Source organism: Echinicola pacifica DSM 19836 (assembly GCF_000373245.1).
In the GTDB taxonomy this organism is placed as follows: Bacteria; Bacteroidota; Bacteroidia; order Cytophagales; family Cyclobacteriaceae; genus Echinicola; species Echinicola pacifica.
This window is the reverse complement of the sequence record NZ_KB890739.1, coordinates 835,627-851,553: the sequence shown is the minus strand read 5'-3', so window position 1 is coordinate 851,553 and position 15,927 is coordinate 835,627. Positions and strand designations below refer to the sequence as shown.

Here is a 15,927-nt window from a genome sequence, read left to right as displayed (position 1 = left end):
AGTCCTTACCAGCCAGGATTTTGCTTAAAATTAGGTCCCAAGAAAATATTAGAATTTTCGATTGGGAATAGGTAGTGTTTCTCCTCCCACTGGATCTGGTGAGTCTCATCAACGCGGACCACAGAATACTCAAATTCGTCCGGACCAGTTTTCTTGATGTACAATCCTCGCTGCTCCATGACACCAGGGTCTGTCATGAGGTACCATCTTCTGAGGTGATAGAATCGCTTGCCCTCAAAGGCGGTCTCGATGCGCACCTCGTTACGGATCTTCTGCTCAAATTCCTCCACACTGCCTATGCTGAGGCTCGGGGTGGAATTATCAAATGCCGGCATATTGGCTCGGGCGCGAAGTTCATTGAGCACCTGCACGGAGGATTTGGAGAAGCCATTTACCCCTTGCGCGGGGGAGTTTGGTCCCCAGGCTCTGTTGGCCGCTTCTGCATAAAACAGGTATAAGTCGGCCAGACGGATAAAGTTAAATAAGTGGGAGGTACGTGCGTTATTTCTATAGTTAGCATCAGCTTTTAGCTTCCAATTATAATAGCCAGTGATGGTATATCCGGCAACTGGCGAGCCCTGGCCATCGATCTTCAACTCCTCGGCTACGGAATTATCATAGGCTTCATTCCAGATTTCTACCTTACGACCTTCTCTGGCGGTCATTGGATTATCCTGGCCATTATAGAGTAGGGTCAAGTCGAATCTTGGGTCACGACCAGTATGATTTACCCCATCACCCGTAAAAGGCGTCTTCTTAAATTCCTCGGTAGAATAGTCAATCGGGTCACCATTACTCCAGGTGAAGCACTGAGCGAGGTTTTCCATCACGGGCTCCCCCCCTGATCCACTACCAAAAGCCTTTGATTTGATACCGGAGTATCTCCAGTCAGGCTGACCTTTTTTCCACTGCTTATTTTTATGCAGGATGCCAAATAACACCTCATGGAAGGTATCTTCACCCACACCGTGAAAGAGGTTTCTCCACTTTTCCAGCGGCACGAGGTAATAGTATCCTGACTGATCTGCTTCCGCCAGGGCTTCGCCAGCTGCCACTGCAGCATCCACCCACAGCTGCTGATTATTGTCCGGATTAGCAAAAGGGCTGGCTGCCCACAGAAGAGCTTTAGCTTTATAAGCCATTGCCGCGAGCCTGGAAGGTCTTCCCCACTCGGAAGAGGGCACGACTTCTGGCAGATATTCAGCGGCCATATCAAATGATTCGGCGATCTTCTGCATGGAAGTCGCATAGTCATCTCTAGGTAAATCCATATCAGAGGTAGGATCCAGTGGAGCATCCACCCATGGCATCCCGCCCCAGTTTTGGACCAGCTGAAAGTAAAAATGTGCCCTCATAAAATAGGCTAATCCCAAAATATTAGCCCGCTGCTCCTCGGTGGCATTGGTCAGCTGATCGATATAGGCTATGGACATATTGGCAATACGGATAGCCCTCCACTTCACGATAAATCGCATACGGTGATTCGGCTCCCAGCGGAAATCCTGATCATTCTGGCCGGCATAAAAGTCACCTTTACGCATTCTCCACATCCTCTCGCCCATGGAGCCTGTATTCACAGTGCAGTCATCGGTAATCCTGTCGCGGGAACCGTTCATCTGAAGTGGCAGTCCATTGATCTTCTCATTGCCCCAGGCCAAATCATCCCATGGATCAGCATCCCAATAACTCGGGATTAGCAGCTGATCGATAAACTGCTGGCTTTTTTCATAGCTACTAAATACCTCCTCCTCAGAAAAAGCGGTAGCATCGGGAGACTTGTCCAGATAATCTACACAGGAGGTATTTCCTAGTATCAAAAGTAGCGTGGCTATATATATAATTCTGTATTTCATGATTGTCGTATTAAGATTTTAGAAGCTTACTTTTAGTCCTAAATTGAATCGCTTGGAGACAGGATAATTATTATTTCCTGTGGAAGGCTCTGCCTCCGGATCTCTGTCACTGATATGCGGGGCATAGGTCAGCAGATTTATCCCTTGCAGGTATATCCTTGCAGAAGACAAACCAATTCGTGCTAAAATTTCACCTTCAAAATTGTATCCTAGCGATATGGATTTCAGCCTGGCATAGCTCGCATCCACCCTGTTTTTCTGCTGCGCATTCCAGGCACCCCAGGCGGCATAGGGGCCCTGTCGATTATCAGGAGTCCACACCCCATCGGCTCTTCCCTGAAAGAGAATGGCCTGCTTGTCCAGGTCTCTCATAGGATCATTAAAATTCCCTAGGTTCCGCGTCACCCCTGTGCTCCCCTGGATCAAAAAGCTGAAGTCAAAATTGCTCACCGACATACCAGAAGACAGGCCAAAAGTATATAATGGACGTGTGGGGAAGCCCATTGGCACCGCATCATTTCCATTGATCAGCCCGTCACCATTGAAGTCGTATAGCTTATCGGTGCCCGGTACTTGAAGGTTATTATTCCCTAGAGAGTAATTGAGCATCTCATCCATATTCTGATAGTAGCCCACATTATAGATATTATTCGGCTGACCGATAGGCTTGCCTTCCAGCTTCTGATAATCAGGGGTTAACTTCGGGTCATCACGGGCCACCACACGGTTTTCGTTGAAGTTGAAATTACCCTTGGCCCAGTAGTAAATGGTGTTCACCTGCTTATTGAAGCCTGCTTCTATTTCAAAACCATGGACTTTGGTACCTCCAATATTCTGTGGCTGGGTGTTCTGCCCAAACCAGTCAGCAATAGCCCTTCGCTCCATCAAAATACCATCTCTCTGCTCATCAAATAAATCGACGGAAAGCGTATAGGTATCATTGAGAAACCCAATCTCTAGCCCCAGGTTTTTCTTAACCGACCTTTCCCAACGGGCCACCAGGTTGGGGACATTACCTTCCTTTATGGTCCTTACGTCTTCACTACTGCTGATATCCCCGGTTTCATAATTCTTAGAATTGGTATATTCAGAGATGTACAGCCAGTTGGAGCCGGTATTGTCATTTCCTGTTTCACCGTAGGAATAGCGGAATTTCAACTTATTCATTGATGGAATCGCCTGCTTCATAAAGGTTTCCTTGGCGGCATTCCAGCCCACGGCAAAGGCCGGAAAAAGTCCAAATCGGTTGCTTGGCGCAAACTGCTCTGATCCAGTATAGCCTACATTAAATTCCGCCAGGTATTTCCCTTTAAAATCATAAGTTGCACGACCTACCCAGTTTTCTTCGTAATGAGGAAAAGAAGCTCCATTCTGGCTTTCTCTTCGCTGAAATAGTGCCAGGCCAGAAATATTATGGCTGTTATCGATGGACTTGGTATAGCCTAATCGGGCATTATAAACGAGACTTTTCCTAGGGCTACCATTTCTTCGGGTGCCATCATAATACGGCGGAGTGATAATGGTTTCGTTATCCACCGTTTTGTTGATATACCGAGTCCATTCATAGTCATCTTCGCCTATCATATTAAACTGAAAATAATCTCCTTGGTAGTTTACATTTCCAGCATTATAGAAGGTCTCAAAATTATAAGAAAGCAAAGCTTCCATGGTCAGTCCTTCAGTGATAAATCCCAGGTCCTGCTTAATCCCAAAGTCAGTTCCCACCCTATTATTAGAGTTTCTGAATGTCCCTGAGGCATTATAAAGGTAATAAGGGGTGGTCTCCCCCGGGATGATCAGGCTTCCTGCCATACGATCACCGGGATAAGGCCATTTGTCATCCGGATACTGCTGTAAGAATGAGTCTGGATATAAAAATGGGGTATTGTAAGGGGCATCATAGAGAATGAAGTTCACCAGATAATTATAGGTAGATCCCGGCACATCCGTGGTCTGCAGTACCCCACCGGAAGAGATGGACACCTTTGTGGTCTTGGTGATGTCAAAATCCAGGTTCATCCTAAAGTTATACCGCTCATTTTGGTACCCTGGATCGTATAGGGGCTGGGAATCCTTGAATAATCCTCCTTGGCTCAGGCCACCCAAAGACACAAAGTACTTTACGGTCTTGGTGCCACCACGAGCGGACACATTAAATTTCTTATCCACACCAAAGTCGCTTAGCATCAGATCCAAAGGATCGGAATCCGGATATACATAAGGCATATCCTGCGTTCGGTAATGCTCCAGCGTTTCATCATTGATGATTCTGCCCCACTCCTGCCGATTACGATATACTGTATTCCTGGCGTCAAGGGTGTTATATGAATTTTCGATGGTCCGTTTTATAGATGGAGACGACAGGGACACCTCGGCACTTGCCGTGATTTCCATACGACCTTCCTGGCCTCTTTTGGTGGTGACGAGGATCACTCCATTGGCACCTTTGACACCATATACGGCGGTGGCGGAGGCATCCTTCAGTACAGAAATGCTAGCCACTTCTGAAGGGTCAATATTATTGAGGCTTCGCTCTACCCCATCCACCAATACCAAGGGCTGATTATCTCCACTAAAGCTGGAAACCCCACGGATGTATATTTTGGCATCGGTGGATCCTGGCATGCCTGATTGCTGCACCGTCACCACGCCTGGCACCTGACCTGTCAGGGCATTAGAAATATTTTGCTGTCCTGTGCGGACGAGGTCTTCACCCTGCACCTGGGAGATCGCTCCTACTACACTTTCCTTTTTCTGCGCTCCATAGCCCACGACCACCACCTCATCGAGGCTGGTTTCGGCAAAGGCCAGAGAAATATCAATTACGGATCTATTATTGACTGGGATTTCCTGGGATTCGTACCCAATGAAACTAAAAATTAAAACATCTGTGGGCGATGCTTCTATCTGAAAATTTCCATCTATATCGGTGGCCGTTCCATTTGATGTTCCTTTGACCAGAACTGTGACACCGGGTAATCCCTCTGGAACGTCTTCCGAAATGACCCGACCCCTTATGGTCTGCCCTTGGGCGTAGCCCGTCACAAAAGCCATGACCGCTACAAGGGTAATGCAGAATCTGACTAATTGGTAATTTTTTCTCATCATCTAGGTTATTTAAGTTAGGTTATTGTCTTAAATATTAGATGTGTGACACCAGGATTGAAAATGGTAATGTATAGCTATTTATTGGTCTTCACTGTAAACTAACACCTCAAGCTGATAAGACCTCACATCTAACAATTAGAGAAATTTCTCTAGGCTAAAGGAGGCAAATTTTAACTTAAGGATTATCCAGAAAACAGGTGATATAGTTCAAAACCAGCCAGAAATTGCACTATTCAACGCCCAGATTGTCTTTAAACCTTTTTATATAGGCTTTTGGACTGAGGCCGTAATGTTTTTTGAAAGTCTTGGAAAAATAATTCGGATTCTTAAATCCTACTTGATAGCCGACTTCGGAGATATTATTATTGCCTTGTTCAAATAAATTGGCGGCCTTCTTCATCCGCGTCAGGAGAATGAAATCATTAGGGGTCTGATTGGTCCATGCTTTGAACTTTGTGAATAATAACGACCGGCTTATCGCCAGCTCTTCACAGAGAAACTGGATATCAAAAAATTCATTATCAATATTATCTTTGATGGTCTGGATGGCGTTTTTCATCATCTCCTCATCCCGGGAATTTACATTTACCTCGGAAGGGGCAAATTCCCCCGTGTCGGCGATTTTCTCCTTGAGTTTTTTGTGAGTAGTCATGATATTCCTGCACTTCAGCAGCAGCTCTTTCACCTCAAAGGGCTTGCTCAGGTACTCATCCGCTCCTGATTCCAGCCCATTATATTTGTACACCAGAGAAGTCCGGGCCGTCAGCAGGATAAAAGGAATATGGCTGGTGCGAATATCTGATTTTATCTTTGCGCAGAATTCTATTCCATCCATCACTGGCATCATCACATCACTTATGATGAGGTTTGGCTGAATAGATAGGGCTTTTTGGCAACCAATAGCTCCATTTTCTACTAGGGTCACCTTATATTCATCAGCAAGAATGCTTTGGATAAACTGACCGATTTCAGGATTATCCTCCACGATAAGGATGCTGCCGTTTTTCTCCGCTTCCCTATCGGCCTCCTCACTGGACAGGTCGTGATCTCCTATTTCCATAAGTGCTTCGGAAGCCTTGTATTGGCTGATATCTTCACTGCCTCTGAAGGAAGGGATTATTTCCTCCTCCGTAAGGTGCTCCCTTCCCATGCGCAGGGTCATGACAAAATCACTTCCCCGGCCCTCTTCACTTTCCACACGCAGCTCGCCCTTATGCAGGTCCATCACATTCTTCGCTATCGCCAGCCCTATCCCTGAACCATAGCTTACCTTGGCCTGACTTTTTTGATGCGGTATTTCATAGAATCTGTCGAAGATCTTCTCCAGGTGATCAGGCCCCATCCCGATTCCACTGTCTTTTACATTGATATGTACCTTGCCCTCTGACTGACTAATGATGACCTCGATTTTGCCCTTTTTGGGAGTATATTTGAAGGCGTTGGAGATCAGATTATAAAGTACTTTTTCTAATTTATCCCTATCAAAATACACCGCTATCTCCTCCTGCTGCGGGAGGAAAGTATATTCCAGCTTATTGATCTTGGCTTGCTGCACGAAGGACAGGAATATCTCATGGGCAAACTTCACTATATTACCCTCCGCAGCTTGGAGCTTCATCTGCTTGCTCTCCAGTTTCCTAAAATCCATCAGCTCATTGATCAGCTTAAAGAGCTGATCGGTATTTCTCTTGATTACCTGCAGCTGTCGGAATACTGAGCTGGGGCCTTTATAGTTGGAAATCAACTTTTCCAAGGGGCCCGAGATCAGAGTGAGAGGTGTGCGGAATTCATGAGAGATATTAGTAAAAAACTGTAGTTTCTGCTGGTTTAGCGTTTGCTGATTTAGAAATTCCTGAGTTTCCATTTCCAGCTTATGCTGCAGTCTTATTCGTGACTTAAAGAAATAAATAAACACGATCAAGGCGGCCAAAATCAATAATCCATATAGCGTATAGGCCCAGCCGGTGAGCCAAGGTGCACTTTTCACCTTTACCTTTAGCGGCGTCACCACCGCAGATTCCTTACCATCGCTATTGACTCCTTTCACCTCAAAGACATAGTCGCCACCCCGCTGGATGGTATAGGAGACGAAGGAATTGGTCGTGCTTACCCAGTGATCATCCAGGCCCCTGAGGCGATATTGGTAGGTGTTTTTTTCAGAATTCACATAATTGGGCATAGCAAAGTGAATCGTGAATATATTCTGATCGTAATCCAGCGTCACTTCCTTGGTATATTCGATCGACTGCCTCAAAATCCCCGTACTATCCTGAGCGGAGACCGTGTGGTCCGATACTCGCAGGCCGGTGATCACCACCGGTGGAGCATAGCCATTGGATTTCTTTAGGTTTTGGGGAACAAAGGTGCTTACGCCTGAAGCCCCTCCAAAAAACACCCTTCCCTTAGAAGTATATAATTTTGCACCCCGGTTAAATTCATTGGCCTGCACACCATCATTATGGTTAAACACCTTATGCTTGCCCGTACTCGGATCATAGGATAGGATCCCCTCCTCTGTGCTCATCCATAATCGCCCCTCATGATCCTCCACCATCGAAAATATACTCGATACGCCCGGTATATTGGCCGAATAGATCTTGCTCCCGTCCACATAGAACAAGCCGAAATTCTGAGCTCCCAGCCATATCTTCCCGTTTTTATCCTCCAGGATATCATGGATATAGAGATTATTTTCGTCCCCATTGGCCATCTCGAAAAACTGAAATTTGTATTCTGACTTTTGGTAGGATCCCGTCATCATCACACACAGGCCCTCACCTGTCCCCACAAACATATCCCCCTCCCTGCTCTGCAGAATGGCACGTACATTATTATTAGGGATAAATGGGGTCTCAGGATTTGTGTTAAAATTGATAAATTCGTTGGTCTTAGGATCGAATAGATCAAGGCCCCTATTAAGGGTTCCTATCCAGATCCTTCCATCTCTGGACCTGCTGAGGGAGATGATCTGGTCTGAAGACATCCCTGAATTGTATTTCTCCCTATTGGTAGGCTTCATCCTGTACTCCTTAAATTCCCGACTATTGAGGTCCAGATAGATCAATCCGCGGGTGAAAGTGCCTATCCATAGTTTGTCATTACCTTCATACACCAGCGCTTTGACCGAGCCAATAAAATTGCCTCGTGATAGCTGATTGATTTTCTTGAATCGACCTGATTCATTCTCCATAATATTAAGACCAGCGCCCTCCGTACCAAAGTACACCTGGCCATCCTCAGTTTCTATCATGGAGCTGACCACATTATACCCCAGCTGAGTGCCACTTCTTTCCTCTATCTTCTCAAAGTTCAGCTCATTGTCATCCCAATAATTTACCCCTCCAAAATAGGTGGATATCCATATTCCTCCCTCTTTATCAGTAAATAATGCTCGAATATTATTACCCGCCAAACCATTAGTTTTCTTGGGGTCATGTTTGAATTTATGAAGCAACTTATGGCTGCTATCCAGCACATTCAAGCCGTCATATGTGGCCACCCAGATCCGCTGGTGCTCATCTAGAGTAATGTCCTGCACAAGTTCATTGGTCAATTGCTGATCATCCTTCACTCCAAACTGCTCGAATTTCTCGGTGATCACATCGAAATAAAATAATCCCCTATGTGTGCCTACCCACAGGTTTCCCTTGGCATCTTCCTTGATCGAGGACACCCAACGATGGCTGGAAGTGGCGGGGGATGAGTTTTCGAAAGAAAATCGCTTGAACTTAATATTCCCTTTTTCTCGTGTTATCAGCTTATTTAATCCAAACTGTGTGCCCACCCAAATGGTCCCTGAGGAAGTTTTTAGGAGACTGGTGATGAAGTTATTATTTAGAGTATTGGGATCATCAGCATCATGCAAATAGTAAGACATGACCTTTTCACTCTCATTATAGGCATTTATCCCATTCTTGGTGGCCATCCATACCTCATACTGGTCCACACGGAGGATGTCATTGATCAGATTCGAGGAGGTGGACTCTAAGGTGGACTCCTTCCAGTCAAAATTCTTGGTGGTATCCATGAGAGGATTATAAAGGCCCAGCCCGTCCTTACTGCCGATCCAGATGCCCTTAAGGCTGTCGAAATAGATCGAAAAAATATCATTGGCTCTAAGCTGCTCAATATCCCCCTTCACTCGGCGCATCACTTTCAGCTCCTTGCCATCATACCGCATCAGACCATTCCGCGTCCCAAACCATATCATTCCCATTTCATCCTGATCAATGGAGTTGACAGAATTTAGAGAATAACCATCTGAGGTGGAGATATGACGGAAATTATTATTGATCAACTCTTGCGCATAGCAGAAGCCATTCACCAAACTAAAGGTCAATAAAATCAACACTAGGGTAATCTTGGGCTTATGCGTTATTAATTGTCTGATAACCATATTAATAATGGAGAATTTTAATCTATGCAATAAAGAAGTCTCTCAAGGACAGGCTCAGGATGACCCTTTCATTCCTGCGTATAATAAGTGTTTTTTCCTAAAAAAACAGCCTTTACAGCAGGTAATAAGCAAATATAACAAAAGCTTCCCGCCAACCTAGTTCTCGCATTTGGATCAGAGCTAGATGGGCTTGGTAAGGATCCATTGCTGCGGGAAAGCAGCTTAAGTATTCCCTTTTATTTTGGATTAGAGAATAGTGATAGGGGCTTCGCCAAAATCGAAAAAAGGGTCGGACCATATGGACCGCCCTTTAATAGACCCAATCAAGTAATTAATTTATAATAAAACTATCCGGTAAAATGAATCACCAGGCGGTAAGCCCAGGATTATAATACGGTCAATTTCACCTCATTAAGATCATCCGTCAGACTCGACCCACCCACTGAGATGGTGAAATCTCCTGGCTCCACTACCTTTTCCATTTTCTGATTATACAAGGAAAGGTTTTCGGCATTGAGTTCGAATCTCACAGTTTTGGTTTCGCCTGGCTCCAGAGGAACCCTTTCGAAGCCTTTCAGCATTTTATTGTACCTTCCCACGGAGGCGAAGTCATCGCGGATATACATCTGCACCACCTCATCACCAGCTCGGGCGCCCGTATTGGTCACGTCCACTTCCACGGTGGTGGACTCATCGGCATTGATATTATTTTTCACAATTCTCAGATTGCTATAGTTGAAGGTGGTATAGCTAAGACCAAAACCAAAGGGGAATAGAGGAGACTTATCGGTAAACCTATACAGTCCTTTGCCCGAGCCCACAAAATCCGGTCGCTCAAGATAGGTACTGGGAAGGTGACCCACTGACCTCGGGAATGTCACTGTCAGCTTGCCTCCGGGGTTATAGTCCCCAAAAAGCACCTCCGCCAGAGCATCGCCGCTACGCATCCCTAGGTACCAGCTTTCGATGATGGAGGGGATATTTTCGGCGACATAATTTATGGTCAGCGGTCTGCCATTGATCAGCACGGCCACCACCGGTTTGCCGGTTTTGTGAATTGCTTCCACGAGTTCATTCTGCACCCCATAGAGGTCCAGCTCAGACCTGTCGAGTCCTTCACCACAGGTGGCGGTGGACCCACCGATCACCAATACCACCACATCCGACTTCTTGGCGGCGGCTATGGCTTCCGGAAACCCTGCTTTGGAGTCACTTTTTAGGGAAGCACCCTCAGCATAATTGATCTTTACCTTATCTCCTACTTTGGCCTGAATTCCCTCCAGCACGGAGGTATAGTATGGCGGGATACCCGAGTATCCACCCATTAGCGAATAGCGGGAGCCCTCAGGAACCTCCTCATGCGCATTGGGACCGATGACGGCTATAGATTTGATTTTCTGTACATCCAATGGCAAAAGGTCATCTTCATTCTTCAATAAGACCACTGCTTTCTTGGCAATATCAAGGGCAAGTTCCTGACTTTCCGGGCTGCTTACCACTTCCCGGAGCTCATCGGAGTTTTCCTGATCGAAAAGCCCAAGCTTATATTTCATCTTCAGAATCCTAGACACACTCTCATCCACATGTCTCACTAAGTCCGGGTTACTGGTCAGGGTATCTTTCAGAACATCCATGATATAGGCGGAATTTGCCGGGTCCTTACCGATCACTAGGTCCATATCCACGCCAGACTGTAAGCCCATTACGGCGGCTTCAGTTCTATTTTTGGCGATAAAATGCATGAGATTCAGGCGAGACACATCGTTATTATCCGAGACGATAAATCCATCGAATCCCCAGTCATCCCTAAGCAGGTCCTGGAGCAGCCAGCCATTCATATGACACGGCACGCCATTGAGGTCTTGATGGCCTGGCATGATACTTCCCACGCCAGCTTCCTTAACGGCAGCCTCGAAGGGCGGCAAGAAAATCTCGTATAAACGACGCTCGGAGATATCACTGAATCCACCATTGATGCCTCTTCTATTTTCGGGATAGGCCACGAAGTGTTTGGCGGTCGCCAAGATGTGATTTTCGTCAAATTGCTCTTCTCCCACACCTTGCAGGCCTTCTATAAATGCGACACCCATCCTGGATACCAAATACGGATCCTCCCCGTAAGATTCCTCCACTCGTCCATATCGTGCATCACCTGAGATCACATCCAGGTTCGGAGAGTAGCAGTGGGTGAGGTTGGCCGCTCTGGCTTCCTTGGCGATGGCGGTGGTCATCTGACGGATCGACTCCGGATCCCAGGTGGATCCAAGGGCTATCGCCTGCGGATAAACCGTGGCTCCGGGCAGCCATAAGCCATGAAGACATTCACTGTAACGCATCATAGGGATGCCCAAACGGTCATTGGGTGGGGCATCTTGCGTGAGTTCAGCCACCTTTTCTTCCAGCGTCATCTCCTTTAATAGTGCGCTTACCTTACGATCAATTTCCGAATCTCGATCATTCTCCGTGTTTTTTTCCTGACAAGACAGCAATAATGCCGTGGATAGAATCAAACCTGAGAAGCCTTTAAACAAATATTTTCCCTTCATTTTCCTTATAAATATTAATTAATCTGAATTCATTATTAATGAATACAAATAAGGGATTTATGTAAAAAAAAATAATCTAGAAAACGGGTGATTCCGTCCATAATATGGCCAAATAACCCCGCAAGCAAGGTTCCGGGAAAGACAATGACTATTTTCAAGTGCTAATTCCTATTGCGCAGCAGATCATTTTTCACCCTCAGGATGGGCCTGCACATACTGTGTCAGTAGGTATTTCACATCCTCCACCGTGCCCATGCTCAGGCCGCCATCGGTGGCTCCTGTGATCCAATACAAGATCATTCCTGCATCCGAGCAGTCCCATTTTCCTTTTTGAAATTTCACCACATCATCTATTTCTGCGGCCTTGCCCATCAGCCATACCCACTGGATTCTAGGATCCGGATGGTCCCTAGCCCAGTCCCAGAGAGGAAGGTCCACCTTGAGCAGGGTGTTTTGGTCGGGAATCCTGATTTCGCTGACCCCAAAATCCAGAATCTGCTGCCAGGAATAAAAGTCTCCCGCATCATCATTGGCGGGATGATGCGTGATGACCCTCACATAGGGGCGCTTATCTGGCTGAGAAGCCTCCAATGCCTTACCGATAATGTCTGGCTCACCCGCTTCGATGATCCATAAGGGGTCCTCCGCACTGGACTGATTTATGGCCTCTGCCAGGTCGCTTATCGTCTCTTCCTCCTGCCACAGCGCATCAAAAAAAGTCAATGCATCAAATCCTCCCCAACGCCTGGCCGTAATATCACAGGCCACCTGCATCAGGGTATGTCGCTCCTTCTCCGCGCGGGCAGAGATCCGGTCTCCTCTTTCCAGGTCACAGCTGTGCGAATAATGCACCAGTCTATCCTCAAGTCCCGCTGCACGCAAGAGGGCGATGGACACGGCTGTACCACCCAAATCATCCGGATCGGGGGAATTGCCATCCGCCACCACCGCAATACGCCCGGCAGGGGCAGCGATCTGTGGACCTACCACCGGAAATGCCGGCGGAAGCGTCCCCGCCGCCACCTGTGTCTCCGGCCCCACCCCATGAGGAATATAATCTATGTCCTGCGTCAATATAAATTTGTCAAACTCAAAACCATCTTCCCGCATGCTAAACTGAATATCATGCACACCCGCCTCATCAATATCGAGATATATCTCCTTGGCAATGCCGCAATGCTCCTCTTTCGTTCGCTGGCGACTTCCCCAGGTCCAATTGTTCTTACCCTCACACCATTGCATCCTCTGGCCATGCTCCGGCCAGGTAGTATCAAAGCCCACATGCAAGCCATTATCCTCTGTGCCAGTGGAGAATGCCCGTACCCATACATAGTATCGGCCCGGAGTATTGATCTTTACCTTATAATGTAATACCGCCATCGCACCAGGGCTATTCGTGAAATTTTCCTCCTGCACCAACTTATCATCATGATTTTCACGGCTGTCCGGCAGAAGCTCGATATAGCCATTTCTGCTGGCCTGATTGCCATGAAATCCATCTATATCAGGCTCCAGTTTTGGCTGTTGCTCCTGAGAATAGATATACCACTTTCGGATATCCGTAAGGCTTTGCTGAAAAAAGTGCTCCGCCTCCACTGCCAGAATGCCCTCTTTCTCCTCAAAGAGGAGGCTCTCCTTTACTATCGGGGCCTCAGGTCGATACTGCTGGGCATGAAGCTCCTGACTTATGCCAAGAACTGAGATTAAAATGGGTAAAATTGTTTTTTTGATCATAATAATTAAATGTGGAAAAATTAAATACTTCTCTATTATTTCATTCTGAGTCCAACTCCCGAGAAGTCCACTAAGACTTATATGGGGTTTCCTATTGGGAGGCAAAAGTGCCCTTACTTCCTGTGCAGATCCGATTCCTTTGGGCTAGGCTCAAGAGGCTTAGTGGATCAGAATGGTAATGGAAAAATATGCTTCTAATCAGTCATAACCATGATTTGGATGCAGATATGCACTAGTTTACCAGATTTCAGGATTATTCTTCCATTCTGCAGGAATAGAATACTTTAATTTTAGGGCATTGGAATTAGGGGACTTCAAGCCTGCCTGAGCCCCTTCATAATTTATCACTACCCAGTCTTTTCACCATCGTAAAACCCCAATATATAAAATGAAACATTCATCAAAATATATTATTTTATTATTCTTAGGAATTACCTTTTTATATTCCTGTTCAAACTCGGAAGACCCACTGATATTTGGGGAAGGCAGTCTATCTGACTCTGCGGATTCCGACACGACAATAAATATAATGATCGTCAATACCGAAAATATAATTGGTGAGTTATACCCTTTTTGGAATACCAAGCCAATGATTAATCAAAACCGATTTAATTCTGCCACCTTCCGAAATAGCCTCGAAGATATCAAGCCCTATACCACGCACTTCAATCTCGTGAGGATGTTGGGAGGGCGTACCGATAAGTTTAACCAATACTATAAAGGAGTGGATGAATCGGGTAAGGTCATTACTGATTTTAGCGGGATGATCACCAGCATGAGAAATTTTATGCTTACAGGCTTCAAGCCACGCCTGGTGCTGGATAATGTCCCCTGGGATATGAGTGAGGAGCAGGAAAATAATCGCTATGGGAATACGAATCCTCCTGCCAACTACAATCTTTGGAGACAGTATATTCAAGCATTCCTCCGAGCACTTATCGATGAATTTGGCTATGATGAAGTAAAAACCTGGCGGATGAGGGTGGGCACCGAGCCCAATTACTTTCCTCATCACTGGAATGGCACTAAGGAACAATACCTCCGGCACTATGATGAAACGGTGCATGCGGTGACCTCGATCATCCCTGAGATCGAAATAGGCCCTGGCAATATCATCCTAAATCAATCAGATAGCAACTGGGGCATGGATATCATTGACCACTGCGCCAGTGGCACCAACTATGTCACGGGAGAGGTGGGAACCCGTATGGATTTCTTCTGCGTCTCCTATTACGAATTTCTAAAGCAGAATACGGTAAAGCTGGAAGGCTTCATGACCGAGATCAACGCGCGCTTAGATAAGCACCCCAAATTTGCTAATATCCCCCTGGACATCCAGGAGTTTGGTATCCTAAAGGATGAAAATAATAATGACGGCCTTAGCCTCAATGATGGCTCAGAATACGGAGCCAGTTGGTATGCGACGATCAGTGATATCGTCTATCGTCAGGGCATCTCCGAAATCTATGAGTGGGGACTAGACGTCCAAAATGGCCTTCCTAGCCCGCGTAGCCATGTGGTAAGCATGCTCCGCAAAATGGAAAACGGCAGCCGCCTATCCGTACAGGGCACACCTGAGGGCTTCTCGGGATTAATTTCCGTTCGTAAAGAGGGTAAAATCTACCTGCTGGTCTATAACCACGAACCTGAACGGACAAGTAACGCCACCAAAAACCTTAGCCCTCGCATCACTGGGAATATGATCAGGAACAGTAAAAACTGGACCCTCAATGAGTGGACCCTCGATCAGCAGCATGGGGAGTTTTTGCACGAATTATATGAAGACTGCATCAGTGCGGGCGTGGGCATCAAGGCAGATGGACGTATCTATGGAACCCGTCCCGATGACTATTTCGAAGAGGGCTGGGAAGCCGTATTCACGGCAAATAAAGATAAATATAGCGAACTGGCAGCCATGCCCCAGACTAGGAGTAATGAATCTCTGAAGGTAGAATCCGGCGCCCTACAGCTACAGTTACACCTAAATGCCCATAGCGTAAAACTCCTTGAGCTAAGCCCTCAATAAAACCTTACAAAAACACCTACCCATTCCAAAAATAATAATTCACCTGCGACTGAAGTCTTCTTATTCTTCAAGACAGGTGGATTTTTTGCTTTATTTACCTCTACCTTAGGATCATCGACTTCCATTCCTCTTAGCCAGGATCATTGGCGGAACATGGGTTCATGGAGGAATCATATAAGCTGAAACAACAAATCCATGGTCATCCTCCTTTTATAGAGGAGAATGGCCATGGATATATTTAGGTTTGGCCCCTTTATCTTTGGA

6 protein-coding genes are annotated in these 15,927 nt (G+C 46.2%); 1 reads left to right on the top strand and 5 read right to left on the bottom strand.

Annotated features, from left to right (window positions below):
* Positions 1 to 5: 5 nt before the first annotated feature.
* The 5 genes from B050_RS0108065 to B050_RS23610 all read right to left on the bottom strand — a co-directional run bounded on the left by B050_RS0108065 (position 6) and on the right by B050_RS23610 (position 13,637).
* On the bottom strand, positions 6 to 1,853 hold the full coding sequence (locus B050_RS0108065) for a RagB/SusD family nutrient uptake outer membrane protein (protein WP_018473400.1): 1,848 nt from the start codon (positions 1,851 to 1,853) through the stop codon (positions 6 to 8).
* Between the two features lie 18 nt (positions 1,854 to 1,871).
* Positions 1,872 to 4,961, bottom strand: coding sequence for a SusC/RagA family TonB-linked outer membrane protein (locus B050_RS0108060; protein ID WP_018473399.1), 3,090 nt, complete (start codon positions 4,959 to 4,961; stop codon positions 1,872 to 1,874).
* A gap of 229 nt (positions 4,962 to 5,190) precedes the next feature.
* Entirely contained in the window at positions 5,191 to 9,357 is a 4,167-nt protein-coding gene (locus B050_RS22140; RefSeq protein WP_018473398.1) for a hybrid sensor histidine kinase/response regulator transcription factor, read from the bottom strand.
* A 386-nt stretch (positions 9,358 to 9,743) separates the two neighbouring features.
* Positions 9,744 to 11,903, bottom strand: coding sequence for a beta-xylosidase (locus tag B050_RS0108045; RefSeq protein ID WP_018473396.1), 2,160 nt, complete (start codon positions 11,901 to 11,903; stop codon positions 9,744 to 9,746).
* Between the two features lie 183 nt (positions 11,904 to 12,086).
* Positions 12,087 to 13,637, bottom strand: a complete 1,551-nt coding sequence (locus tag B050_RS23610) for a hypothetical protein (RefSeq protein WP_018473395.1) — start codon at positions 13,635 to 13,637, stop codon at positions 12,087 to 12,089.
* 388 nt (positions 13,638 to 14,025) lie between these two features.
* Between B050_RS23610 and B050_RS0108025 the strand changes: the two genes are divergently transcribed.
* On the top strand, positions 14,026 to 15,663 hold the full coding sequence (locus tag B050_RS0108025; protein ID WP_018473393.1) for a GH39 family glycosyl hydrolase: 1,638 nt from the start codon (positions 14,026 to 14,028) through the stop codon (positions 15,661 to 15,663).
* The last annotated feature ends 264 nt before the right edge of the window (positions 15,664 to 15,927 follow it).

Excerpts from the sequence above, each read along its gene's own strand:
- B050_RS0108045 (WP_018473396.1), bottom strand. The coding sequence starts at position 11,903 with ATGAAGGGAAAATATTTGTTTAAAGGCTTCTCAGGTTTGATTCTATCC.
- B050_RS0108065 (WP_018473400.1), bottom strand. The coding sequence starts at position 1,853 with ATGAAATACAGAATTATATATATAGCCACGCTACTTTTGATACTAGGA.
- B050_RS22140 (WP_018473398.1), bottom strand. The coding sequence starts at position 9,357 with ATGGTTATCAGACAATTAATAACGCATAAGCCCAAGATTACCCTAGTG.
- B050_RS23610 (WP_018473395.1), bottom strand. The coding sequence starts at position 13,637 with ATGATCAAAAAAACAATTTTACCCATTTTAATCTCAGTTCTTGGCATA.
- B050_RS0108060 (WP_018473399.1), bottom strand. The coding sequence starts at position 4,961 with ATGATGAGAAAAAATTACCAATTAGTCAGATTCTGCATTACCCTTGTA.
- B050_RS0108025 (WP_018473393.1), top strand. The coding sequence starts at position 14,026 with ATGAAACATTCATCAAAATATATTATTTTATTATTCTTAGGAATTACC.